General features: G+C 60.4%; 20 protein-coding genes and 2 pseudogenes. 13 read left to right on the top strand and 9 right to left on the bottom strand.

Translation table 11 applies throughout. The annotated features are described in order from the left end of the window. Positions 1-50 precede the first annotated feature (50 nt). Positions 51-2,951 (bottom strand): annotated as a pseudogene (locus tag J2Y83_RS15335) (RHS repeat-associated core domain-containing protein); the annotation flags it as partial. 407 nt (positions 2,952-3,358) lie between these two features. Between J2Y83_RS15335 and J2Y83_RS15330 the strand changes: the two are divergent. Next, entirely contained in the window at positions 3,359-3,688 is a 330-nt protein-coding gene (locus J2Y83_RS15330) for a hypothetical protein (RefSeq protein ID WP_026136677.1), read from the top strand. Positions 3,689-4,649: 961 nt separating this feature from the next. Here the strand turns inward: J2Y83_RS15330 and J2Y83_RS15320 are convergent. After that, a complete protein-coding gene (locus tag J2Y83_RS15320; RefSeq protein ID WP_253396432.1) occupies positions 4,650-5,012 on the bottom strand; it encodes an NUDIX hydrolase in 363 nt (120 codons plus the stop codon). 126 nt (positions 5,013-5,138) lie between these two features. On the opposite strand from J2Y83_RS15320, the gene J2Y83_RS15315 reads away from it, so the two are divergent. Beyond that, entirely contained in the window at positions 5,139-6,119 is a 981-nt protein-coding gene (locus J2Y83_RS15315) for a Gfo/Idh/MocA family protein (RefSeq protein WP_253396430.1), read from the top strand. 89 nt (positions 6,120-6,208) lie between these two features. After that, a complete protein-coding gene (locus J2Y83_RS15310) occupies positions 6,209-6,850 on the top strand; it encodes a ribonuclease T2 (RefSeq protein ID WP_253396428.1) in 642 nt (213 codons plus the stop codon). On the opposite strand, the gene J2Y83_RS15305 is transcribed toward J2Y83_RS15310, so the two are convergent. Then, on the bottom strand, positions 6,841-7,710 hold the full coding sequence (locus J2Y83_RS15305; protein WP_253396426.1) for an AraC family transcriptional regulator: 870 nt from the start codon (positions 7,708-7,710) through the stop codon (positions 6,841-6,843). The two genes, J2Y83_RS15310 and J2Y83_RS15305, sit on opposite strands and share 10 nt — an antisense overlap. A gap of 109 nt (positions 7,711-7,819) precedes the next feature. On the opposite strand from J2Y83_RS15305, the gene J2Y83_RS15300 reads away from it, so the two are divergent. Further along, on the top strand, positions 7,820-8,230 hold the full coding sequence (locus J2Y83_RS15300) for a hypothetical protein (RefSeq protein ID WP_253396424.1): 411 nt from the start codon (positions 7,820-7,822) through the stop codon (positions 8,228-8,230). A gap of 98 nt (positions 8,231-8,328) precedes the next feature. Then, positions 8,329-9,237 carry a glutaminase B gene (gene glsB, locus J2Y83_RS15295; RefSeq protein ID WP_253396422.1) on the top strand — a complete coding sequence of 303 codons (909 nt, stop codon included), beginning with the start codon at positions 8,329-8,331 and terminating at the stop codon, positions 9,235-9,237. Between the two features lie 152 nt (positions 9,238-9,389). Here glsB and J2Y83_RS15290 read toward each other — a convergent pair whose 3' ends face one another. Continuing rightward, positions 9,390-10,634: a saccharopine dehydrogenase family protein gene (locus J2Y83_RS15290; RefSeq protein ID WP_253396421.1), complete on the bottom strand. Its 1,245-nt coding sequence runs from the start codon at positions 10,632-10,634 to the stop codon at positions 9,390-9,392. Positions 10,635-10,662: 28 nt separating this feature from the next. Beyond that, on the bottom strand, positions 10,663-11,760 hold the full coding sequence (locus J2Y83_RS15285) for a carboxynorspermidine decarboxylase (RefSeq protein ID WP_253396419.1): 1,098 nt from the start codon (positions 11,758-11,760) through the stop codon (positions 10,663-10,665). A 283-nt stretch (positions 11,761-12,043) separates the two neighbouring features. Between J2Y83_RS15285 and J2Y83_RS15280 the strand changes: the two are divergent. Together J2Y83_RS15280 and metE are read left to right on the top strand one after the other, a co-directional pair. After that, a pseudogene (locus tag J2Y83_RS15280) lies at positions 12,044-12,826 on the top strand (OprD family outer membrane porin); the annotation flags it as partial. Positions 12,827-13,073: 247 nt separating this feature from the next. After that, complete coding sequence (gene metE / locus J2Y83_RS15275) at positions 13,074-15,362, top strand: 5-methyltetrahydropteroyltriglutamate--homocysteine S-methyltransferase (RefSeq protein ID WP_253396416.1); 2,289 nt, start codon at positions 13,074-13,076, stop codon at positions 15,360-15,362. Positions 15,363-15,423: 61 nt separating this feature from the next. Here the strand turns inward: metE and J2Y83_RS15270 are convergent, their stop codons facing one another. Further along, the gene (locus J2Y83_RS15270; RefSeq protein ID WP_253396415.1) at positions 15,424-16,578 is read right to left on the bottom strand and encodes a DUF1624 domain-containing protein; all 1,155 of its coding nucleotides are present in this window, start codon (positions 16,576-16,578) and stop codon (positions 15,424-15,426) included. 121 nt (positions 16,579-16,699) lie between these two features. Here J2Y83_RS15270 and J2Y83_RS15265 point away from each other — a divergent pair, with 121 nt between their 5' ends. Next, positions 16,700-17,260 (top strand): DUF924 family protein, encoded by a 561-nt coding sequence (locus J2Y83_RS15265; protein ID WP_253396413.1) that lies wholly within the window; start codon positions 16,700-16,702, stop codon positions 17,258-17,260. A gap of 96 nt (positions 17,261-17,356) precedes the next feature. After that, positions 17,357-17,989, top strand: a complete 633-nt coding sequence (yfcF, locus tag J2Y83_RS15260) for a glutathione transferase (RefSeq protein WP_253396411.1) — start codon at positions 17,357-17,359, stop codon at positions 17,987-17,989. Here the strand turns inward: yfcF and J2Y83_RS15255 are convergent. After that, positions 17,964-18,230 carry a hypothetical protein gene (locus J2Y83_RS15255; protein WP_247403901.1) on the bottom strand — a complete coding sequence of 89 codons (267 nt, stop codon included), beginning with the start codon at positions 18,228-18,230 and terminating at the stop codon, positions 17,964-17,966. The genes yfcF and J2Y83_RS15255 overlap by 26 nt on opposite strands. 132 nt (positions 18,231-18,362) lie before the next feature. Here J2Y83_RS15255 and J2Y83_RS15250 point away from each other — a divergent pair, with 132 nt between their 5' ends. Together J2Y83_RS15250 and J2Y83_RS15245 are read left to right on the top strand one after the other, a co-directional pair. Next, on the top strand, positions 18,363-19,007 hold the full coding sequence (locus J2Y83_RS15250; protein ID WP_253396409.1) for an ATPase: 645 nt from the start codon (positions 18,363-18,365) through the stop codon (positions 19,005-19,007). A gap of 34 nt (positions 19,008-19,041) precedes the next feature. Beyond that, positions 19,042-19,383, top strand: a complete 342-nt coding sequence (locus J2Y83_RS15245; RefSeq protein WP_253396407.1) for a hypothetical protein — start codon at positions 19,042-19,044, stop codon at positions 19,381-19,383. 39 nt (positions 19,384-19,422) lie between these two features. Here J2Y83_RS15245 and J2Y83_RS15240 read toward each other — a convergent pair whose 3' ends face one another. Beyond that, positions 19,423-20,169 (bottom strand): creatininase family protein, encoded by a 747-nt coding sequence (locus J2Y83_RS15240; RefSeq protein ID WP_253396405.1) that lies wholly within the window; start codon positions 20,167-20,169, stop codon positions 19,423-19,425. Positions 20,170-20,199: 30 nt separating this feature from the next. Next, positions 20,200-20,913 carry a murein L,D-transpeptidase catalytic domain family protein gene (locus J2Y83_RS15235; RefSeq protein ID WP_253396403.1) on the bottom strand — a complete coding sequence of 238 codons (714 nt, stop codon included), beginning with the start codon at positions 20,911-20,913 and terminating at the stop codon, positions 20,200-20,202. Positions 20,914-20,952: 39 nt separating this feature from the next. On the opposite strand from J2Y83_RS15235, the gene J2Y83_RS15230 reads away from it, so the two are divergent. Continuing rightward, positions 20,953-22,539 (top strand): L,D-transpeptidase family protein, encoded by a 1,587-nt coding sequence (locus tag J2Y83_RS15230; RefSeq protein WP_253396401.1) that lies wholly within the window; start codon positions 20,953-20,955, stop codon positions 22,537-22,539. A gap of 25 nt (positions 22,540-22,564) precedes the next feature. Further along, positions 22,565-23,368, top strand: coding sequence for a diaminopimelate epimerase (gene dapF / locus J2Y83_RS15225; RefSeq protein ID WP_253396399.1), 804 nt, complete (start codon positions 22,565-22,567; stop codon positions 23,366-23,368). Positions 23,369-23,456: the final 88 nt, after the last annotated feature.

The following is a 23,456-nucleotide window of genomic DNA, read 5'->3' as shown; positions in this document are numbered from 1 at the left end:
CTTTGCGCCCCTTCACTTGCGTGGCAGGCGTTCATCCCCGACAGAGCCCTCCCTGTGAGGTTGGGCGCATAGCGATAGCCGTTGAGCCCGCCCACTCCTTTCAGCGGGTCGGGCGTCAGGTAGCGACCACTCTGCGGATTGTAGTAGCGGTGGCGGTGGTAGTGCAGCCCGCTTTCCGGGTCGAAGTATTGACCTTGGGAACGCAGCGGGTTTTCGATTTTTTCGATGTCGAATCGGGTGATCTGGCCGTAGGCGCGGTAGTGCGCGGACCACACGATTTCGCCGTCGGGCGCGGTCAGCTCCTGCGCGGTGCCTAGGTGATCCAGTTGGTAGTGGAACGGCTTGGTGTGGTGTGGACCGAAGCCTTCCAGCAGGGCCAGTGGGCGGAAACTGTCGGGTTCGTAGACGTAGCTGCGATGCAGTTGTGCGTGGTGTTCGGCGATCAGTTTGTCGCCTTGCCAGAAAAACTCGCGGGTCGTGCCGGCAACGGTTTTGCTGATGCGCCGACCAAACGGGTCGTAGCGGTAGTGGGCGGTTTGGCCGTTGGGTCGGGTGAGGCCGATCAGGCGGTGCTGACAGTCGTAGCGGTATTCGGTGATGAGTGGGTGGTCCTTGCCGTGCCGTTCGCGGACGAGGTTGCCAAAGGCGTCGTAGTCGTAGTAGTGGTTATCCTGGAGCGTCAGACGATTGCCAGCCGGAGTGTAGGCGAAGCGTTCCTGCGCGGCCTGGGAGTGATCGACGCGGGTCAGGCGGTTTAGCGTGTCGTAGTGGTAGCGATGTTCGCCTTTGCGCGTGTCGAGCAAGCGGCTGAGGTTGCCGGCTTGATCGTAGCCGTATTGGCGGCGGTAGCGAGTGCCTTGGACATCGCAGATGCCATGGTTGAACAGGCGTTCATGGTCATCGTATTGGTAGCTGCTGAGCAGTTTGCCTTGGGCGCGTTGGTGTTCTCGGCCGGCGTCGAACAGGTGTGAAGTCAGCAGCGTGCCATTGAGTTCGACGGTCGCCAAGTGGCCGCCCTTGTCATGGTTGAACACCAACTGGTTGTTGTCCGGTAAGCGCAGGTGTTTAAGCCGGCCGCAAGCGTCGTAGCCATAGTGGAGTGTGCCCCAGCCCTGATGTTCGGCGATCAGGCGATTTTGCCGGTCATAGGCGAAAGTGAGGGGCCGGTGGTCGTCATTGACGCTGAGAAGGTTGCCTTGGCGGTCGTAGGTATATTCAACGATGCTGCCGTCGGGCAGGGTTTTCCTTGTCAACCGACCGGCGTGGTCTCGCCGGTAGTGGGTGACCAGCAGACTGCCGTCGGCGCCGTGTTCGGTTTTTTCCAGCAGGTGACCGTTGAGGTCGTAGGTGTAGGCGGTGCGTCGGCCGTCAAAGCCGATTTCCTGCTGGAGCAGGCCGTTGGGGTGGTAGTCGAACCGATAGATGTCGCCGATTTCGTTTTCGATTTCGGTGAGCAGCAATCGAACGTGGTCATAGCGGTAGTTGACCTGGGTGCCGTCCGCATTCAAGCGGCGGCTGATCAGGGGCAGACCGTCGATGTAGTCGTAGCGAGTGACGTGCCCCAGTTCATCGCGTTCGGCGGTGATTTTTCCGTAGGGGTTGTAGCTATATTCCCGCGTGCCACCGTCGGGCATGACCACACACGCTAACCGTCCGACACTGTCCCACTGGTACTGGGTCAGCGCCCCATGCTTGTCCTCTTGCGCCACCCGCCGACCGAGATCGTCATAGCGATAGCGCTTCCCGCCGCCGTCCGGCCACTGTTCCTCAAGCAGTTGCCCACGCTCATTCCACACCCGCCGCAGGCAACTGTGGTCAGGAAACCAAACCCCGATCAACTGCCCACATTTGTTGTAGCTATAGTCGGTCACGTTGCCATCGGGGTCGGTCTTACGAATGACATTGCCTTGGTCATTATGCTCGTAGTTCCAAACGGCCTGGCCACGGCGTACTACGCGTAAAAATCCATTGGCATACTCGTAGGACGTTGGCTCATCCTCCCCTGGAAAAAACGCCACCAAGCGTCCGGCGTTGTCGTATTGATACGCCTTCACCGCGCCGAGTGGGTCTTGCTCGACCGTCAGCCGACCCATGTCGTCGTAGGATTTGAAATGCTTGGCGCCATCCGGATCAACCCGCTGCACCAGCCGTGCCTGTGGGGCATTAACATACATTTCCTGGCTCCCATCGGCGTTGTGAAGGGTAACGCTGCCGTCGTCGCCCCAGACATACCGCGTGTCCATCTGCAAAAAACTGGCCCAATGCCGAACACATCGCGCAGCCTTCCCAGCCCCTTCCCACGCCCAAAAGAAACGTGCGCCGCCGGCCAACTGACGCTCAAGAATGAGGTGCTGCTGGTCGTACCGATAGATCTCGCTTTCCCCGGCAGCATTGGTCGCTGAAGCCAGTCGTCCAATGTCGTCATAGGTGTAGGAAACCACGGTCTGTTCGGTCACCCAGACGCAGTCCGCACGCCCCTTGGCCCGCTCAACCTGGTAATCGACCGCCACCATGCGGCCGTGCTCATAACGCCAAAACAGCGAGCGACCGACACCGTTATCCAATCGCTCAATGCGCCCCAACGCATCGCGGAAAACACGCAGCCGGTTGTCGTAGGCATCGCTGATTGCGGTCAGCACACCGTTGTAGAAGTGGTAGAAACGTGACGCCTGGGACAGCACCAGCTCATCAGGCCAAGCCCCCAGATAGATCGCGACGTCGGCCAGGCGATTGCTGATTGTCGGTCGCGCCTCAGTCGGCAAGGGCAGGACAGTCGATCGGTTCTCATGGTCAATCCATACCACCGAGTCGTCCGTCAGCGTCAGCCGATGTGCCAGCGAGTGGCCCCAGCCAAACCCCAATCCACAGTCTACGTCCACCGCACGGGTGTGGTACCACCGCGTCCACTCAAACGGCAAAATCCCGTCCAGTGCGGCATCGGTCAGTCTCAGGGAGTCCAGTGCGTGGGCATACCTGGCGTTAACCTGCTGGGGATACTCGGCCGGGCGTTGATCGATGCTGTTCAGCTCAGGGTTGATAAAGGCAATGTGGGAAACGTTAGTCATCCGTGACGTCTCGGCAAAGGGTAAGGCGTCGGAGTCTGCTGCGGAAAAAAGGCGCTGGACGAACGGCTGGAAAAATCAGAAGGGGCTGACACGGCCTGGGGAAAAACCGTATGAAACGACTTGAAAGGGCGACCCAATATGTCGATCCGACTGATTGTGATATCGATATAGACCCGGCCATTTCCGACGAAGGCACCCACTCATACAGTGCGGTAAGGCAATTTAGTGGCCCCTTTGTAACAAAATCCTCGCCAGAATCGCTTTTATTTTCAGGTGGTTAGGTGAGGAAGCAAATGCGCACTGTTGGAATCATGCTGATCGCCTGTTCCCTGGCCGGCGGCGCAGCTGCCGTGCAGGCACGGGAGCTGCGCGAGGGTGACAAGTACATGTGCAGTTGGGGCGCGGGCACGGCTGCCAGGGCTCAGGAACTCAAGCTCTCGGGCGTCTCACTGTATGCCGCGCGGCAGAAGATCCAGACCATCAAGTTCAATAAATCATGGATGCGCATGATGGCCATGGGCATCACCGAACAGACCTATGACAGTCGTTCACGGCTCAAACCCGAGGCGATCCGCCAGAGTTTTTATCAGGATTGCGTGCGCTACAAAGTGGCGCGTAAATAAGGAGGCTCTTGCTGTTCGGCAGCGCGTTTTACAAATCCACGACAATCTCTGCATTTCAATTTGCATACTATTGCGTCCTGCATTTAGGAGGCAGGTATGCAAACGCTTTTTTCCGAGGCGACGTCGGGTGATCTCGCCGCGCTGTTCCTGATCCCCGAAGCTCGCCGGCAGAAGAGCAGGGCGCAATAAGGTGACGAACCCTTCAGAGCCCCGGTCGCCCGACAGCTTGCGCTACTTCGCGGTCGCGGTGCTGTGTATTGCGGTGTTGTTGGGGAGCTATTTCGTGCACTTCAATACCGAAGTCGACCGCCAGCGTGAAGAGGCCGCCGAGCACCTGGCCCTCTGCAGGCAAGTGGAACGCGTGGCCAGTGCGGCGTCGACAAACAGGATTGAACTTAGCGAGAGGTGCAACCAGTTGAGAGGACAGTCGATGAAAAGTCTTATACAGCGATCGATTGATAACCCCTCTTTATAAAGGGAGATAGTGTTCGCAAGTCACTCCGGTAGTTGCACCAAAAAGTGGCGTTTATATACCTGGCCACCTTAAGAAATGTGTGGTTATTGAATGACTTACAGCGACTTCAGTCCGACGAAAGGATTAAAACCATCTTGTTACAGGTTTAGGCAATCGGTATTATAGCCGCGCGTTCACCTCCCACGGTTTATGCATTTTTAAATCCCAAGTTTCCATCAGCTACTTGGGATTTTTTTTGCCTGGGATTTGACCTCAACTTCAAACGTAAATCTCGGCAAACTCTGCGTGCATCCGTCTATTGTGTTTGTCTTGGTACCGGAGTTGGTCGCAGTTCTGTGAGCCGTTGGCCAGACTAATCATCAACGCGCATGTTCACGGGGGAAGCGGCGGCACGGTGGCGCACACCGCCACTGGCACGTTCGTCAAATCCTTCGTCGAACGGCAGTAAGCAAATGGCCTGCTCAAGCGAGCGGGCAGAGTGCGGAACTACAGGCGTCGCAGAAAAGATTTGACGATGTGCCGCGTGGTGTCGGTGGTGTCCAGCTCGTCCAGGGCACCATAGGCGTGCCACCGGCAATCGGTGATCTCATTGCATGGCCGCGCTTGCGCGATGTTCACGACCGACGCCTCGAACACATGGTGCAGCGTGTCGCGCACCTTCAATTCCTGCAGGTACAGCAGCCCGTCGACGTTCAACCCGGTTTCTTCTTCCAACTCCCTCTCGGCTGCGCCGACCGGGCGCTCGTCGCGTTCGACCTTGCCGCCCGGCAACGCCCATTTCGATCTGGCCTTGCGCACGAAGAGGATGTGCCCCTCGTGTTCGCAAATCACCGTTGCGCGTATTTTCACCGTCTGTACCCCGCAGCGAAATGTCTGTCATAAAAGTGTAATGCAAATGTCGTGCTGGGTGATGGTGGCGCACCTGTGTGATGACGTGGATACTGGTCGATTGACGACAACGCACGAGGTAAACAGATGAAAACCGTACGTTGGGGCATGATCGGTTGTGGCAGTGTCACTGAGTTAAAGAGTGGACCTGCTTTCTACAAAGCGCCAGGTTCGGCTCTGGTGGCCGTGATGGGGCGCCGCGAAGAGGTTGTGCGCGATTATGCGGCACGCCACGGCATCGCCCGTTTCTATACCGACGCGCAGGCACTGATTAACGACCCTGAAGTGGACGCGGTGTACATCGCCACACCGCCCGACAGCCACCTCGAATACAGCCTGATGGTCGCCGCTGCCGGCAAGCACTGTTGCGTCGAGAAACCCATGGCACTGAATGCCGAGCAGGGCGCATTGATGCAGCGCACCTTCGAACGTGCCGGGCTGCATTTGTTTGTGTCCTACTATCGCCGTTCGCTGCCGCGGTTCCAGCAAGTGCGCGACTGGCTGCGCGACGGGCGCATCGGCCAATTGCGGCACCTGACCTGGTCCCTGTGCAAGCCGCCGGCCGTCGAAGACACCAGCGCCGCCAACTGGCGCACCGACCCGGCCATTGCCGGCGGCGGCTATTTTGCCGACCTGGCCAGCCACGGCTTTGATCTGTTCCAGTACCTGGCCGGGGACATTGTCGAGGTTGCCGGGTTTACCGCGCGACAGGCCGGGCGGTATGCGGCGGAAGATGCGGTGACCGCCTGCTGGACCTTCAGCTCCGGCGCGCTGGGCATGGGCTGCTGGAACTTTGTCGCGGACCGCCGTGAAGATCGCGTCGAGCTGATCGGCACGCAGGGTCGTATCACGTTTGCGGTGTTCGACGACCAACCCTTGCGGCTTGAAGGGGAAGTCGACGAAGTGCTGGAGGTGCCTTGCCACACGCATATCCAGTGGCACCATGTGTTGGGCATGAATGCGCATATTCGCGGCGACGCCGAGCATCCTGCGCTGGCGATCGAGGCGTTGAAGACCGATCGGATTCTGGACAAGGTGCTGCAACGCAATCCCTACCATCCTGAGTAGTTTTCTTTGGCGACGTGTTGCATTCACGACTTTCGCCGGGCGTTGGTCTGCGCTAACAATGCGGGCTTATTTTTTCAAGGAACAGACGGATGAAATACAAGGCAGCCTGGCTGGCCGTGGGGTGGGTACTGGCAAGTATGGCGACGCAGGCGGCGCCACGGGAGCAGCGGCCGGCGGGGGACTTTGATTTTTATGTGCTGTCGCTGTCGTGGTCGCCGACGTTCTGCCTGGCGCACCCGAACAACGAGCAATGCAGCGGCAAAGGCTATGGGTTTGTATTGCATGGGCTATGGCCGCAATACGCGCGGGGTGGCTGGCCGGCGTCGTGCGATGCGCAGTCGCGGCTGTCGGCCGATGAGCTGGCCAAAGGCGCGTTGATGTTCCCGACGCAGGCATTGCTCAAGCATGAATGGTCCAAACATGGCACCTGCAGCGGTCTGGGCGCCTCGCGCTACCTGCAAGCCACCGATGCGGCCTTGGCCACGGTGCAGATCCCGCAGCAATTGCAGCCGTTCAACGTGCCGGGTTACCTGGAGGCGCGGGAGATCGAGGCGCTGTTTCGCGAGAGTAACCCGGCCATGGGCAACCATGGCGTGGCGGTGATCTGCAAGGGCAAGGTGTTGTCCGAAGTGCGGGTGTGCCTGAGCAAGGAACTGCGTTTTGCCGGCTGCCCCAAGAGTGTGAAAACCCAGTGCCGGGGCGGGGATATCCGGATTCCGGTTCAGCGCTGATCAAGCGGCTGCAGCGAGTGCAATGCAATGGCCGCAGGGGCAGCGGTTGACGTCGCCACCCCGGCGCGGTCCGCCAGGTAACGCGCCGGCGGCTGGCCTACGGCCTTGCGGAACATGGTGATAAAACCGCTGGCATTCTCATAGCCCAAATCCAGGGCGACCCGCTGCACACTTTCGCCCTTGGCCAGTCGTTGCAGCGACAGGATCACATGCAACTGCCGGCGCCAGCGGCCGAAGCTCAGGCCGGACTCCTCCAGCAACAGGCGGGTCATGCTGCGCTCGCTCATGCCGATGCGCACCGCCCATTGTCCGAGCGTGGCTTTATCGCCGGGGTTGGCCAGCAGACTGTCGGCCATGCGGCGCAGCCTCGGGTCTTGGGGCATCGGCAGGTGCAGGCCTTCGATGCGCGCCTGGGCCAGCTCGTCCAGCAATGTGCCGATCAAACGTCCCTGCGCACCGTTCACTTCATACAACTGCGGGAAGCTCACCGCTTTGCCGATCAGCTCATGCAGCAGGCCGGACACCGCCAGGGTGCAGCATTGCGAGGGCAGGGCGCTGGCAGCGTCGGGGTCGATCAGCAGGCAATACACCTCCGCTTCCCCGGAGCCACGGGCGGCGTGGGGCGTACCGCCGGGAATCCACAGCGCGCACTGGCGCGGCACAATCCAGATACCGGCCTCGATTTCGCAATGAATCACCCCGCGCAGCGTGTACATCAACTGGCCTTTGCGGTGGGTGTGCTGAACGTGTTCCCAACTCTCGGACGTACTGCTCGCGCCTACGGCCACCACGGCACGTGGGATTACGTCGGCATCCTTGGCCAATAGCGGATCATGCAGGTCCAGGCGGTGGCGTTTCATAGCGGGCTCGCAGCTTGGCTGAATTGCGAAACATTTTGGCTATTCTGTGCAATGCCGTCCAGCCTTGCGAGCTTTATAGTGAGATCAATTCTCATTAAGGAGCTCTGCCATGCGCCTCGACAGTTCAACATTTCCCGTGGTGAAGATCGTTTTTGATGCGCCGAATGAAGGCGGGTCGCAGGACAGCTTCGTGATGTTCGAAGGCCTGCTGGCACGTCAGCAATCTTTTGTGTTGCTGTATGAAAAAGCCTTGGACGAACTCAATCACGCGCATTCCTACGAAGAGCGCGAGCATGCCTCGCTCTGGATGAGGAAACACCGGCAGGCCCTGCGTGCGTATGTCAAAGGCATGATCCAGGTGGAGCCCTGCGCCGCCAAACGCCGGGCACTCAAGCCGTTCGCCATGACCTTCGGCCAGGCCTGGGGTTATCCGCTGCTGCTGGTGGGGTCCAATGACCAGGCATGGGCGCTGGCGCGGGATGTGCTGGATGAGCAGGTGTCGGATGTGACGTATTTCTAAGCCATACACCGCCTCCCGCCAGTGGGCCTGCCGAGTACATTGAAGTATCCTCCGCGCCCCGCTTACCACTGATTCAAAGAACGATGACAGGACAAGACATGCAGGCGCTGTTGGAGTCGATTCTCGACGAAGTTCGTCCACTGATCGGCCTCGGCAAAGTCGCCGACTACATCCCCGCGCTGGCCGACGTGCCCGCCGATCAACTGGGGATCGCTGTGTACGGCAATGACGGCACGGCCTACTGCGCCGGGGATGCCGATACCCTGTTCTCGGTGCAGAGCATTTCCAAGGTGTTCAGCCTGGTGCAAGCCATCGACCACGGCGGCGAAACCATCTGGGAGCGCCTGGGCCACGAGCCCTCGGGCCAGCCGTTCAACTCGCTGGTGCAGCTGGAGTTCGAACGCGGTCGCCCACGCAACCCCTTTATCAATGCCGGCGCGCTGGTGATCTGCGATATCAACCAGTCACGCTTTGCCGTGCCGATTCTGTCGATGCGCGACTTTGTGCGGCGCCTGTCGGGCAACCCGCAGATCCTGGTCAACAGCGTCGTCGCCGAGTCGGAAGCGCAACACGGCGCACGCAATGCGGCCATGGCCTACCTGATGAAGTCGTTCGGCAACTTCCATAACGATGTCGACGCGGTGCTGCACAGTTACTTCAATTACTGTGCGCTACAAATGAGCTGCCTGGATTTGGCCAGGGCGTTCAGCTTCCTGGCCAACGAGGGGGTAAGTGCCCACAGCGGCGAGCAGATTCTGACCGCGCGCCAGACCAAGCAGGTCAACTCGATCATGGCCACCAGCGGGCTGTATGACGAGGCGGGGAATTTCGCCTATCGCGTGGGCTTGCCGGGCAAGAGCGGAGTCGGCGGCGGCATTGTCGCGGTGGTGCCGGGGCAGTTCACGGTGTGCGTGTGGTCGCCGGAGTTGAACGCGGCGGGGAATTCGCTGGCAGGGATCAAGGCGTTGGAGTTGCTGAGTGAGCGGATTGGCTGGTCGGTGTTTTGAGGCCGCTCCCGTGTGTGCAGGAAGCATCACGAATCCAAATGTGGGAGGGGGCTTGCCCCCGATTACAGTGTGTCAGTCAATACAGCTGTGACTGATCTACCGCTATCGGGGCAAGCCCCCTCCCACATTTTGGTTCGGTCAGCTATCGCCTATCAGGCCATCGCATCCCAAGCCCGATCACCGTGCTCGTCTTTGATCCGAGTCGGCAAGCCCATCACGTCCAGCGCCTTGAGGAACGGCTCAGCCGGCAGCTCCTCAACGTTGGCCATGTGCTTCACATCCCACTCGCCACGTGCAACCAGCAGCGCAGCGGCGACGGGTGGCACGCCTGCGGTGTAGGAAATGCCCTGGCTTTCAGTTTCAGCAAAGGCTTCTTCATGGCACGCCACGTTGTAGATGAACATCTCGCGCGGCTGGCCATCCTTGGTGCCTTTGACCAAGTCGCCGATGCAGGTCTTGCCGGTGTAGCCAGGGGCGAGCGAAGACGGGTCGGGCAGCACGGCCTTGACCACTTTCAACGGCACCACTTGCAGGCCTTCGGCGGTGGTGACCGGCTTTTCGGAGAGCAGGCCGAGGCTGTTCAGCACGGTGAACACGTTGATGTAGTGTTCGCCGAAGCTCATCCAGAAGCGCACGTTGGGCACGTCGAGGTTTTTCGACAGCGAGTGGACTTCATCGTGGCCGGTCAGGTACAGGTTCTGCGAACCGACCACCGGCAGGTCGTCGGTGCGTTTGACTTCGAACATGGTGTTGCTGGTCCACTGGCTGTTCTGCCAGCTCCACACCTGTCCGGTGAATTCGCGGAAGTTGATTTCCGGGTCGAAATTGGTGGCGAAGTATTTGCCATGGGAGCCGGCATTGACGTCGAGAATGTCGATCGAATCAATGCGGTCGAAATGCTGTTGCTGCGCCAGCGCGGCATAGGCGTTGACGACACCCGGGTCGAAGCCCACGCCAAGGATGGCGGTGATGTTCTTCTGTTTGCACTCTTCCAGGTGGTTCCATTCGTAGTTGCCGTACCACGGCGGGGTCTCGCAGACCTTACCCGGCTCTTCGTGGATGGCGGTGTCGAGGTAAGCCACGCCGGTATCGATGCAGGCACGCAGCACCGACATGTTGAGGAACGCGGAGCCGACGTTGATGACGATCTGCGATTGTGTCTCGCGGATCAGGGCCTTGGTCGCTTCCACGTCCAGGGCGTTCAGCGCAAAGGCTTGGATGTCGGCGGGTACTTTGAGGCTACCCTTGGCCTTGACGCTGTCGATGATGGCCTGGCATTTGGAGATGTTGCGCGACGCGATAGCAATACGACCGAGTTCGTCGTTGTGCTGCGCGCACTTGTGGGCCACCACCTTGGCGACACCTCCTGCACCAATGATAAGAACGTTCTTTTTCAATTGCTTTATCTCTCCTTTATCCGCCAGCTTACGAAAGGCTGGACAGGTAGTCGTCGTAACCAAATTCACGAACCACCTCGACTGTACCGTCGAGTTGTTTCACTACGATGGACGGCATTTTCAGGCCGTTGAACCAGTTTTTCTTGACCATGGTGTAGCCCGCGGTGTCGATGAACGACAGCCGATCGCCGATGGCCAACGGACGATCAAATTGATACTCGCCGAAAATGTCCCCGGCCAGGCAGGATTTGCCGCACACCATGTAGGTGTGTTCACCCGCGCTCGGCGCCAGCTTGGCGTTGAGGCGGTAGATCAGCAGGTCCAGCAGGTGGGCTTCGATGGAACTGTCGACCACGGCCAGGTGTTTGCCGTTGTAGAGGGTGTCGAGCACGGTGACTTCCAGCGAGGCGCTGTTGGTGATCGCGGCTTCGCCAGGTTCCAGGTACACCTGCACGCCGTACTTCTCGGAGAACGCCTTCAAGCGCGCACAGAATGCGTCCACGGCATAGTCTTCGCCGGTGAAGTGGATGCCGCCGCCGAGGCTGACCCACTTGACCTTGTGCAGCAACGCACCGAAGCGTTCTTCGATGGTACACAGCATCTTGTCGAACAGGCTGAAGTCGTCGTTTTCGCAGTTGTTGTGGAACATGAAACCGGAGATCTGCTCGATCACGCCTTCGATTTTCATCGGGTCCCATTCGCCCAGACGGCTGAACGGGCGCGCCGGGTCGGCCAGCAGGTAATCCGAACTGCTCACCTGCGGGTTGACGCGCAGGCCGCGGGTCTTGCCCTCGGAACGCTCGGCAAAGCGCTGCAGTTGGCTGATGGAGTTGAAGATGATCTTGTCGCAGTTTTCCAGCATCTCTTCGATTTCATCGTCGGCCCAGGCCACGCTGTAGGCGTGCGCCTCGCCTTCGAACTTCTGGCGACCGAGCTTCAATTCATACAGCGACGACGACGTGGTGCCGTCCATGTATTGCTGCATCAGGTCAAACACCGACCAGGTGGCAAAGCACTTGAGCGCCAGCAACGCCTTGGCGCCGGACTGTTCGCGCACGTAAGCAATCTTCTGCATGTTGACCAGAAGTTTCTGTTTATCGATGAGGTAGTACGGCGTTTTGATCATTTTTGAGAGCCTGCGGCGGTGCCTGCCAAAAAAGGACACGCATTGTGCCCGCACTTGGAGCAGATCGAAAGGTTAGCGGGCGGATTTTGCGCGCCGGGTTTCCAAGCATAGCCACGGAATATGACTCTCCAACGGCATGCACCGGCCCAATGTGGGAGGACGCTTGCTCCCGATGGCGGTGGATCAGCTGGCCTATGGGGTGTCTGACACAACGCTATCGGGGGCAAGCCCCCTCCCACATTGGGATCGCGGTGTATCCAGGGCGCTGACATCAAACCATCATCACACCACCGGGCGCGGCTCCAGCGACCTGGCAGCGGCGGGCGGCACCCAGGAAAGCAATAAATTCACCTACGCCGGTGCCGACTACCAACTGACGAAGGACCTGATGGTCCAGTACTACTACGCCAACCTCGAAGACTATTACCAACAACACTTTGCCGGCTTGATTCATGTATTGCCGCTGGGCGACTACGGTTCGTTGAAAACCGACCTGCGTTACTTCAAGACCACCTCCGACGGCAAAAACAGCAGCGCCGCCGGGCGCGCCGAAGGCTACAAGTTCGCCGGCTATAGCAAAAATGGCAGCGGTGAAATCGACAACAACACCTGGAGTGCGGCCTTCATCTACTCCCTGGGGCCTCACGCGATTACCGCCGGTTACCAACAAGTGTCCGATGACAGCAACTTTGCCCAACTCAACCAGGGCGGCCTGGTGAACAAAGGAGAGGGTGGCTCCAGCCTGTACCTCTACACCGACCGGACGGTGCAAACCTTTATCCAGGCCGGTGAGCGCACGGCCTTTGCGCAATACGCCTATGACTTCGCGGCGTTGGGCGTGCCGGGCTTGAAGGCGTCGATGATGTATTTGAAAGGCGACCATATCCTCACCGCCAGCGGGAATAACGCCAGCGAGTGGGAGCGGGATATTTCGTTGGATTATGTGGTGCAGAGCGGCACCTTCAAGAACGTCGGGTTCGGCTGGCGTAACGGTGTGTCGCGCAGTGAGGTCGCGCGGGACCAGGACCAGAATCGGCTGTTCGTGAGCTATTCGATTCCGTTGATGTTACAGCCTGTAGGAGCGAGCTTGCTCGCGAAGAACGCCAACGATCATGCGGGCTGCCTGACGGTACGCGGCGCACTTAGGTTCTTCGCGAGCAAGCTCGCTCCTACAAGGGTCAGGTGTTCAGGCGCCGTGAGGGCGGTATTAACATGAGTAGATCTTGTGATCATCAGGAATAAAATGAGTTTGTCTCACTATGCGAGTCTGCCGACAATGGCCGCCATCACTAACGGTATTGGAGTTGTAAGTCATGGCAGTCGCTCATTCCCTCGGATTTCCACGCATTGGACGCGATCGTGAACTGAAAAAAGCGCAGGAAGCGTTTTGGAAGGGCGAACTCGACGAAGCCGGCCTGCACGCCGTTGGCCGTGACTTGCGCAAGGCGCATTGGGCCTTGCAAAAACAGGCCGGCATCGACCTGTTGCCCGTCGGTGATTTTGCCTGGTACGACCAGGTACTCACCCATTCGCTGATGTTCGGGGTGATCCCTGAGCGCTTCCGCCCGGCGGATGGCAAGGCCACTTTGCAGACCTTGTTCGGCATGGCGCGCGGCGTCAGTGACCCTTGCTGCGGTGGGGCGCACGCTCAGGAAATGACCAAGTGGTTCGACACCAATTACCACTACCTGGTGCCTGAATTCAGCGTCGACCAGCACTTTCACCTCGGTTGGGAGCAGCTCTTCGACGAGGTCAAGGAGGCGCGTGACCTGGGCCACACCGTCAAGCCCGTGGTGATCGGCCCGCTGACGTACCTGTGGCTGGGCAAGGCCAAGGGCAGCGATTTCGACAAGCTCGACCTGCTCGAACGCCTGCTGCCCCTGTACGGCCAGATCTTCCAGCGCCTGGCTGACCTGGGCGTGGAGTGGGTGCAGATCGACGAGCCGATTCTCGTACTCGACCTGCCGCAGGCGTGGAAAAACGCCTTCGAACGCGCCTACAACCTGATCCAGCGCGATCCGCTGAAAAAATTGGTCGCTACCTACTTCGGCGGCCTGGAAGAAAACCTCGGCCTGGCCGCCAACCTGCCGGTGGATGGCCTGCACATTGACCTGGTGCGCGCACCGGAGCAGTACCCGACCATCCTCGACCGCCTGCCGGCCTACAAAGTCTTGTCCCTGGGCGTGGTCAACGGCCGTAACGTCTGGCGTTGCGACCTGGAACACGCCCTCGGCACCCTGCAGCACGCCCATGAGAAGCTGGGCGATCGGCTGTGGGTGGCGCCGTCCTGCTCGTTGCTGCACAGCCCGGTCGACCTGGGCCGTGAAGACCAGCTCGATAGCGAGTTGAAAAGCTGGCTGGCGTTCGCGGTCCAGAAGTGCGCCGAAGTGGCCGTGCTGGCCCAGGCCGTCAACCAGCCCGAAGCGCCGAACGTGCTCGCCGCCCTCGCCGAAAGCCGCGCCGTACAGGCGGCCCGCGCGGCATCGCCGCGCATTCACAAACCGGCGGTGCAAGCCCGTGTGGCGGCGATCACCGCTCAGGACAGCCAGCGCCAGTCGCCGTTTGCCCAGCGCATCGAGACACAACGCGCCGGTCTCAAGTTGCCGCCGTTCCCGACCACCACCATCGGTTCGTTCCCACAAACCGCGTCGATCCGCCTGGCGCGCCAGTCCTACAAACAGGGCAAGTTGAGCGAGGCCGAATACGTCGAGGCGATGCACAGCGAGATTCGTCACGCCGTTGAAGTGCAGGAAAACATCGGCCTGGACGTGCTGGTGCATGGTGAAGCCGAGCGCAATGACATGGTCGAATACTTTGCCGAGCAATTGGACGGCTACGCCTTCACGCGCTTTGGCTGGGTCCAGAGCTACGGTTCACGCTGTGTGAAACCGGCGGTGATTTTCGGCGACCTGAGCCGCCCGCAGGCGATGACGGTGGATTGGATACGCTACGCCCAAGGCCTGACCCGCAAGGTGATGAAGGGCATGCTGACCGGCCCGGTGACCATGCTGATGTGGTCCTTCCCGCGTGAAGACGTGAGCCGCGAAGTGCAGGCGCGTCAACTCGCCCTGGCGATCCGTGACGAAGTGGTCGACCTGGAAGCCGCCGGCATCCAGATCGTGCAGATCGATGAAGCCGCGTTCCGTGAAGGCTTGCCGTTGCGCCAGGCGCAATGGCAGCACTACCTGGACTGGGCCACCGAAGCATTCCGCCTGTGCGCTTGCGGCGTGCGTGACGAAACCCAGATCCATACGCACATGTGCTACAGCGAGTTCAACGATGTGATCGAGTCCATCGCGGCGATGGATGCCGACGTGATCACCATCGAAACCTCGCGCTCGGACATGGAGTTGCTGGACGCGTTCGAAGCCTTTGCTTACCCGAACGACATCGGCCCGGGCGTCTACGACATCCACTCGCCACGGGTGCCGGACGCGTCGGAAATGGCCAACCTGCTGCGCAAGGCCGCCAAACGGATTCCGGCAGAGCGCTTGTGGGTGAACCCGGACTGCGGCTTGAAAACGCGTGGCTGGCCGGAGACTGAAGCGGCGTTGATCCATATGGTCACGGCAGCGCGTCAACTGCGCGCCGAGCTGGCGTAATACATTTCACAGAAATGCGGGCGGGGGACTTGCTCCCTCCCGCATCCGGAGCGGCGACGGGTCACAGGTATTTGAGCCACGCCATATCCCGCCGCCGTGCTTTCAACCCGGCAAACCAGCGCACTGGCCAATACAGTGCGATGGGTAATAGCAGCGCCACCCACCAAATCGCGCCAACACTGTCGAAACCGAAGTAGTCGCCGTGGTCGAGGCCGAACAGCGCCACACACGCGATGTACAGGATTTTCAACACATACAGATGCAACAGGTAAAAGAACATCGGCGCTGCGCCAAATACCGCGAGCAAGCCGATCCAGCACCGCTGCCCCGCGCGTTCAAGCGCCAGCAGCAATAACAGTCCAATGCCCAGTGTCAACGCGAGAAACAACAGCGAAGGCGGATATTTGGTGACATTGAAAAAGCTCATCAGCGTCGACAGACTGCTGTCATACATCTGCCAAGGCTTCTCGCCATACCCATTGGCGGCCCGCAACAACACGAACCCGACCAACGCACCGAGCCCCGCCCGCAACAGGTAGCGCTGACGCAGGGTCGGCGCCATGGCATTGGCAAACCACGGGCCCAGGCCGTAACCCAGCGCGATCACACCGATCCATGGCAACACCGGGTATGTGATGCGCAATCGCAGGTGATCGGACACCTCGATCCAGCTACGTTCATGCAGGATCGCCCACACAGTCTGCAGCACTGTCCCAGGAGCGAAGTGCAGCGCGTCCAGCAGGTTATGCCCGGCCATGATCACCAGTGCCAACGTGATCAGCAGCGGGCGCGGTAACCACACCAGCGCGGCGAGGGCGATCATGCTCAGGCCAATCGCCCAGATCACCTGCAGATAGATGACGCTGGGCGGCAGTTGGAAGGTCCAGGCGAAGTTGACCAGGCTAAACTCCAACACAATCAAGAACAGCCCGCGCTTGAACAGAAAGGCCGACACATCGCGACGGCCCTGATACTTTTGGCCGTACAACCAGGCGGACAGCCCGGTGAGCAACACGAACACCGGCGCACACACGTGGGCGAGGGTGCGGCTGATAAACAGCGCAGGCTCGGTGCTGTCGATACTCATCGGGTCGCTGACCTGACGGTGCAGCAGGAAGGTCTCGCGCACGTGGTCGAGCAACATGATGAGGATAACCAGACCGCGCAGGGCGTCGATGGACAGTAGGCGTTGGCGTAAGGAAACAGCGTCATTCATGGTCGACGTTCACAAGGGCAGGACGAAAACAGGATGTTATCGTATAACGTATTTATGCGCACTGCTGCGTGTTGTCACTGAGGGCGAGGACGCTCGTGCCTACCACTGGAAGAGGCTGCTGATGAGCAAGCAACACAACGAGGCAATCCATACCCCGCATGCCGTCGTCGACTTCTGGACGCAAGCCGGCCCCAAGCGCTGGTTCGCCAAGGACGCTGCGTTCGACGCCGCGTTTCGCGACACCTTCTACGCCACTCATCTGCAAGCGGCCCGGCGTGAGCTGGAGGGCTGGTTGAGCTCGGCGCAGGGCGCGCTGGCCTTGCTTATTCTGCTCGATCAGTTCCCGCGCAACGCATTTCGCGGCACGGCGCATATGTTTGCCACGGACCCATTGGCGCGCTTGTATGCGCGGCGCATGGTAGATGCCGGGCTGGATCAATTGATCGAGCCGCAATTGCGTGCGTTTTGCTATCTGCCGTTTGAGCATTCTGAAAACGTGCAGGACCAGCAACGCTCCCTGGTCCTCAACCAGCCATTGGATGCCAACACGTTCCATTGGGCCAAGGAACACGCGCGGATCATCGAACAGTTCGGGCGCTTTCCCCATCGCAATGAGGTGCTGGCCAGGCTGACCACGGAGGAAGAACGGGCCTTTCTGGAGCAGGGCGGGTTTGCCGGTTAAACCGCTATTCCGCCGAGGAATGCCCCTATAAAAACTGCGCATTGTCTTTATCGCCGCCGTTCTCGTAGCGTGGGCTTTCACCCAAGGAGATCCGTCATGAACCAAGCCGCGCTGCGCCTTTACGTTGATTCGCTGTTCGCCAGCCCCTATGCGATGTCGGTGTTCGTCACCCTGCGCGAAAAAGGTCTGGCGTTCGACACCGTGGTCCTTGATTTGGATGCCGCGCAACACCAGACGCACGACTTTGCCCGACTGTCCGTGACCCAGCGCGTGCCGACGTTGGTGGACGGGGACTTCGCCCTGTCAGAGTCCTCGGCGATCAGCGAATACCTGGACGAGGCCTACCCCGAAACCGCGGTGTACCCGGCCGATCCAAAGCAGCGGGCGAGGGCGCGGCAGGTTCAGGCGTGGTTGCGCAGCGATTTGCTGCCGATTCGTCAGGAGCGTTCGACGTTGGTGGTGTTCTATGGGCAGCAGATGCCGCCGTTGTCGCCGCTGGCCGAGGCCGCTGCACACCGCCTGGTCAGTGCGGCGCAGGTGCTGTTGGCGGGTAATCCGGCGTACTTGTTCGGCGCGTGGTCGATTGCCGATTTGGACCTGGCGGTGATGCTTAACCGCCTGATCCTCAACGGCGACAGCGTACCGGCCGAGTTGGTGGACTACGCGCAACGCCAATGGCAGCGGCCATCGGTGCAGGAATGGGTCAATCTGCCAAGGCCCGCGCTTTAGGCCATTCCTGCGCTACGCGCCGGTCCAGCTCTTCCCAGTCGGCCATGCCCAGCACGCGAGTGGTGTTCAACCCTCGCAGATAGCCCAGCAATTGCTGGGCGCTGGCTTGGGCATCGTCCGAGTCGGCCGTCGGGTCTTGCAAGACACGTTCATAGTCGACCAGGTAATCGGCAACCCGCTCGCGATACTCCGGCAATACGGCTTCGCGGATGCGGTCGAAGGTTTTCTGGTGGGGTTTCATAGCGTGGTCCTTATAGATTTTATGTAAGCACTATTGGTTCAGATAATAGTCATCATCGAGGATTGCAAGTTCTGTTTTTTCAGGAAAAGCGGAAAATCGCCCCATCGAGACGCAGTTCAAGGAAATCGCGCGATGAGGACGTTTATTCAACTGGCTTTAATGACCCTGATGATGAGCACTGCGGTCATGATCAACCCGGCAATCGCCGATGAACTGCGTGCAGGCCATTTGCTATCAATCGACGGTAGCGTAGACTCCCTGCGGCACGAGCAGTCAGTGGGGGTGCTGTACAGCGAAAACACGGTCGACAACCTCGGCTACCTTGAACGCTACCACGACACGGCCTTGAATGGCGCTAGGGATGCCCTCGATGGGCGCATCCGCGAGGCGTTCGTCAACAGCTCCGACCCGGAGTTGGCCATCGACTGGTTGATGAGTTCGTTGCAAGGTACGTTTTTGTCGGTGACCGTTTACGACACGCTGGATGCGCTTGTGCAGGCTCACCCCGATGTGGTGGTGATGCTCGACACCCATAACCAACTGTTGACCCCGCGTAACGATCAGGTCGAGGCGCATTTTATCGCGCGCTTCTACGACGCGAACCTGCAGTACATCGCCAAGGCCGAAGGCTCGGTGCATAAGCAAGTGCCATCGGTGTGGACCCGTGACAAGGCCGCCCCGGAGATTGCCGCGCAGATCGAGCAGCAGCGTGATGTCCAGCTCGATGCCTTGAAACAATTTGATGTGTCGCTCAAGGCGTTAGTCCGAGCGGGTTGATGTGAACGTTTCCTTTTATATATTCAGGATTTTTATGCGCTCTTTTTTCGCCCCGGCCCTGGCCTTTGCTTCCTTGTTAATGGCCGGTTGTGTGTCTTCTCCGAATGCTCCGACATTGACCCTGCAAACCGCCAAGACCCCCGAAAGTTATATGCAGTGCGTGTTGCCCAAGCTAGAAAAATACAATATCACTTCGACCGTGACGCAGAACTCGCGCCACGCCAGGGTGGTGTTGACCAGCAAGATTGCCGCCGATGATGTACTGGAGGCCTACAAGTCCCAGGACGGCACCAAGGTGTTCCTGTATGAGCGCAAGCCGCTCGCGTCGACCATCACACCGTCTCGCCTGGAGTTGACGGCACAAGAGTGCAAGTGACCGCAGGCCACCGATAAACCCTGTGGGCGGGGCTATGGTTTAAGGTGTTGCTTCGTGACTGAAGCTGTCGACAACCTTGATCAGCCCTTGAGCGGCCAACGCCACCAACTCACCGCCTTTCTCCACGGTCGCCAGGGCCGGGTCCGAGCCCATGCGCCCGTCGGGGAAACGCGTGCGGAAGTCCAGCGCTTCACGGATCGGCCCGGTGTTGGCGATCTGCGGCGAATAATCGGCGGACTTGATCGACTCCGGATAAGCCCACTGCGTCACGGCGATCTCCGACGGCGTGGCGTGGCTGCCGTGACCGACCGGGAACTGTCGGTGAGCCAGCTCGTTGACGCCTTCCAGATCCCACCAGTTCACCAGTTTCAGCGCAAACCCGGCCGGTTGGCGGGCGAAGCTGGCTTCGGCGTACAGCTCGGAAAACGCCGCTTCAATCGTAGCGATGTTGCCGCCATGGCCGTTGAGAAACAGGATCTTGTCGAAACCGTGCCCGGCCAGTGAACGTACCCAGTCGCCAATTGCAGCAATAAAGGTGGATGGGCGCAGCGAAATGGTGCCGGGAAAGCCCAGGTGGTGCTGGGCCATGCCGATATTGAAGGTCGGGCCGATCAGGATGTCGGCGTGCTTTTGCGCTTGGTGGGCGATGATTTCCGGGCACATCCAGTCGGTGCCCAACAGGCCGGTGGGGCCATGTTGTTCATTCGAACCGATGGGGATCACCACCGTGCGGCTGCGCTCCAGAAACTGGCCGATCTCGATCCAGGTGGACTTATGTAGAAGCATGCGACGCTCTCTCTTATCGGTGGGGACAGGCTAACCGCCACGGATTGTACGACTACTCGCCACCTGTTGGGGTTTGCAGTTGAGGTAGGTCGAAGACTTCAACCAGCGCTGGTCCGGGTACCACGAGAACATGAACTGCCCGTCCTTGAGTTTATCCACCACCTGGCGCGCCACCTGCGGGCGCACCGCCGGGCAGCCCTGGCTGCGGCCGATACGGCCTTCGCGCTTGCTCCACAAGGGGCTGACATAGTCGGCGGCGTGAATCACCAGGGCCCGGTCACGCGCCTGATCATTGAAGCCCGGCTCGAGGCCGTCCATGCGCAGTGAGTAGCCATGAGTGCCCAGGTAACTTTCCCGGGTGCGGAACAGGCCCAGGCTGGACTGATGGCTGCCTTCACGATTGGAGAACTGGGTGGCGAAGTTTTCCCCGGACTTGGCCCCGTGGGCCACCAGGTCGCGCAGCACCAGGGTCTTTTTGCGCAAATCGAAAATCCATAGCCGACGAGCGGTCGAAGGCTGAGAATAGTCAATCACGGCCAGGCGCTCGGAACGATCCTCGCCATTATTGACCGCACACTGCACCGCGCTCAGCGCGCTTTTCAGTACAGCGGGATTGAGTTCTGGAGCCGAGCGCGCCAGGCTGCTATACAAGGAAACAGGGTTGCCGTCGGCGGCGAGCACAACGGTGCTCAGCGTAGCCACGGTCAAGGTCATCAGGCCGAGGCGGCACATAAAAGTCAGCATCTACAGTACATCCCCCCACTGTGGATTGGAGCAAAGCTATTGTTCAAAAAACACGCATGTTACTTGAGCATTTGCTTGCTCGTTGCACCGCTGGTCGCAACAGCCGACGAAGTGCTGATGGACGCGTTGCCGGTGATTCCGGCGAGCCCGGTGCAACAGGCCCTCGCGCAGTTGCCCAGCGTCTGCCCCAGCCTTGCCCCGCGCATCGACGCGGCGACATTGGCGCGCCTGCAGGCGTTCTATCAGCAGCAGGGTGATGTGCCGCTGTGGGCCGCCGCCGAACGCCGCCAGGCACTGCAAACGCAGTTGCTGATGCTGGCCGACGACGGCCTGGACCCCACCCACTATAGCCTGCCCTCGGCGGATGCCGCGGCCAATGTGCTGTGCAGCGATATCGGCACCAGCGAGCAGTACCTGCACGCCCTGCAGGATTTGCATTATGGGCGCCTGCAGCAATCGCGCTTCGAACCGCTGTGGCATTCCCAGCCGCCCGCCCGCGACCCGGATACCGAGGTGTTGGCCTTCGCCAGCACGGGCTTGCACGACATGGCGCAAGCCTTCGACCAGGCCCGCCCCGCTGCGGATTTATACCGCAGCCTGCGTAACGTCTACTCCACGCTGCGCCAGCAGCCGTTGCCCCATTGGGATGCGGTCGCCAGTGGGCCGCTGTTGCGCCCCGGCATGGAAGACCCGCGCGTGCCGGAACTGGCGCGGCGCCTCTACCGTGGCGGCTACCTCGCTAGCGAACCCAAGGGCAACGACAAGCAGTACCGAGACGAACTGGTGCAGGCGGTCAAGACCTTCCAGGTCAGCCACTCGCTGCAATCCGACGGCGTGATCGGCGCCGGCACCGTGGCCGAACTGAATATCAGCCCGTTGATGCGCCGCGAACAGTTGCGTATCAACCTGGAGCGCTTCCGCTGGCTGAGCCAGGACCTGGAGCCCGAAGGCGTGCTGGTCAACGTCGCCGCCGCGCAACTGAGCGTCTATCAGAGTGGCATCCCGGTGTGGCAAACCCGCCTGCAGGTCGGCCGCGCCGAACGCCAGACACCGCTGCTCAAGTCGCGCATCACCCGGTTGACCCTCAACCCGACCTGGACCATCCCGCCCACCATCATGCGCGAGGACAAGCTCCCGGCCATCCGCCTCAACCCCGAATACCTGCGCCAGCAAAACCTGCAAGTGCTCGACCCCGAGGGCCGCCCGCTGGCCCCCGAACACATCGACTGGGCCCGCCCCGGCAACATCCTGCTGCGCCAGGACGCCGGTCCGCGCAACCCGCTGGGCAAGATCGTCATGCGTTTCCCCAACCCGTACTCGGTGTACCTGCACGACACCCCCAGCCAACCGCTGTTCACCAAAGGCCCGCGCGCGTTCAGCTCGGGTTGCGTGCGGGTTGAACAACCCTTGCTGCTGCGCGACCTGCTGGTGACCCCGGCAGAACGCACTCGCACCGATGAATTGCTGGCCACCGGCGTGACCCATGAATTCCGCCTGGCCACGCCGGTGCCGGTGTTGCTCGGGTACTGGACCGTGGAAGTGGATCGCCAGGGTGGGTTGGTGTATGCGCCGGATATTTATGGGCGCGACCTGGTGTTGATGAAGGCGATGGGGAGCGTGCTCTGATTTGTCACAGTCCACAGCACACCCCATGACGCTGCCTTTCGTGAAGATGCACGCCCATGGCGACGATTTCATCATCATCGATCGCCGTGGTCTGGATGATCCGATCACCGCGCAACTCGCTCGTCGCCTCGGTAATCGTCACACCGGTATCGGCTTCAACCAGTTGGCGGTGGTGCTCGACTGTGCAGACGCCGCCGCGCGGATCAAATTCTGGAACCCCGATGGCACGCCGCTGCAAACGTGCGGTAGCGCCACGCGCGGTGTGGCCGACCGGCTGATGCACGAAGCCGGCACCGATTCCATCGTGCTGCGTACTGACCGAGGTTTACTGACGTGTGAGCGTGCGTCGGGGCGGCGGGTGTCGGTGAATATGGGCGCGCCATCGCTGGGCTGGGAAACAGTGCCGCTGGCCGAGTCGATGGACACCCTGTGGTTGCCACTCGAAGGTAACCCCGCGGCGTGCAGCATGGGCAACCCCCATTGCACCTTCTTTGTCGCGGACCTGGCCGCCGTCGACGTGGAAACCCTGGGTCCGGCACTGGAAGTTCACGCGCTGTTTCCCGCCAGGACCAATGTGCATTTTGTCCAGGTTGTTGATCGCGGGCATATTCGCCTGCGTATCTGGGAGCGCGGGGGCGGGGTGCCGCTGGGGTCTGGCTCGTGCTGCTGTGGCGCCGTGGTGAACGGAATTCGACGCGGCCTGCTTGACGATAGCGTTGAGGTGCAATGTGACGGCGGCACGGTCACCGTGCAGTGGGACGGGCAGGGCGGCGTGGTGCTGACCGGGAGCGTGGAACCGATCATGCACGGCATCGCCATGCGTCTATAGGATAAAGTTGCGCCTTGCGATGAATCTTCAGGTAACCCATATGAGCCCAGCCCAGGCCGTCGCGATCATTCTGAACAACATCACTGCA

Source organism: Pseudomonas marginalis (assembly GCF_024169655.1).
Classification (GTDB): domain Bacteria; phylum Pseudomonadota; class Gammaproteobacteria; order Pseudomonadales; family Pseudomonadaceae; genus Aquipseudomonas; species Aquipseudomonas paraveronii.
Note: the sequence above shows the minus strand (reverse complement) of the source record. Positions and strands in the feature narration are given on the sequence as shown.

Excerpts from the sequence above, each read along its gene's own strand:
- J2Y83_RS15330 (WP_026136677.1), top strand. The coding sequence starts at position 3,359 with ATGCGCACTGTTGGAATCATGCTGATCGCCTGTTCCCTGGCCGGCGGC.
- J2Y83_RS15315 (WP_253396430.1), top strand. The coding sequence starts at position 5,139 with ATGAAAACCGTACGTTGGGGCATGATCGGTTGTGGCAGTGTCACTGAG.
- J2Y83_RS15310 (WP_253396428.1), top strand. The coding sequence starts at position 6,209 with ATGAAATACAAGGCAGCCTGGCTGGCCGTGGGGTGGGTACTGGCAAGT.
- J2Y83_RS15305 (WP_253396426.1), bottom strand. The coding sequence starts at position 7,710 with ATGAAACGCCACCGCCTGGACCTGCATGATCCGCTATTGGCCAAGGAT.
- J2Y83_RS15300 (WP_253396424.1), top strand. The coding sequence starts at position 7,820 with ATGCGCCTCGACAGTTCAACATTTCCCGTGGTGAAGATCGTTTTTGAT.
- glsB (WP_253396422.1), top strand. The coding sequence starts at position 8,329 with ATGCAGGCGCTGTTGGAGTCGATTCTCGACGAAGTTCGTCCACTGATC.
- J2Y83_RS15285 (WP_253396419.1), bottom strand. The coding sequence starts at position 11,760 with ATGATCAAAACGCCGTACTACCTCATCGATAAACAGAAACTTCTGGTC.
- metE (WP_253396416.1), top strand. The coding sequence starts at position 13,074 with ATGGCAGTCGCTCATTCCCTCGGATTTCCACGCATTGGACGCGATCGT.
- J2Y83_RS15270 (WP_253396415.1), bottom strand. The coding sequence starts at position 16,578 with ATGAATGACGCTGTTTCCTTACGCCAACGCCTACTGTCCATCGACGCC.
- J2Y83_RS15265 (WP_253396413.1), top strand. The coding sequence starts at position 16,700 with ATGAGCAAGCAACACAACGAGGCAATCCATACCCCGCATGCCGTCGTC.
- yfcF (WP_253396411.1), top strand. The coding sequence starts at position 17,357 with ATGAACCAAGCCGCGCTGCGCCTTTACGTTGATTCGCTGTTCGCCAGC.
- J2Y83_RS15255 (WP_247403901.1), bottom strand. The coding sequence starts at position 18,230 with ATGAAACCCCACCAGAAAACCTTCGACCGCATCCGCGAAGCCGTATTG.
- J2Y83_RS15250 (WP_253396409.1), top strand. The coding sequence starts at position 18,363 with ATGAGGACGTTTATTCAACTGGCTTTAATGACCCTGATGATGAGCACT.
- J2Y83_RS15245 (WP_253396407.1), top strand. The coding sequence starts at position 19,042 with ATGCGCTCTTTTTTCGCCCCGGCCCTGGCCTTTGCTTCCTTGTTAATG.
- J2Y83_RS15240 (WP_253396405.1), bottom strand. The coding sequence starts at position 20,169 with ATGCTTCTACATAAGTCCACCTGGATCGAGATCGGCCAGTTTCTGGAG.
- J2Y83_RS15235 (WP_253396403.1), bottom strand. The coding sequence starts at position 20,913 with ATGCTGACTTTTATGTGCCGCCTCGGCCTGATGACCTTGACCGTGGCT.
- dapF (WP_253396399.1), top strand. The coding sequence starts at position 22,565 with ATGACGCTGCCTTTCGTGAAGATGCACGCCCATGGCGACGATTTCATC.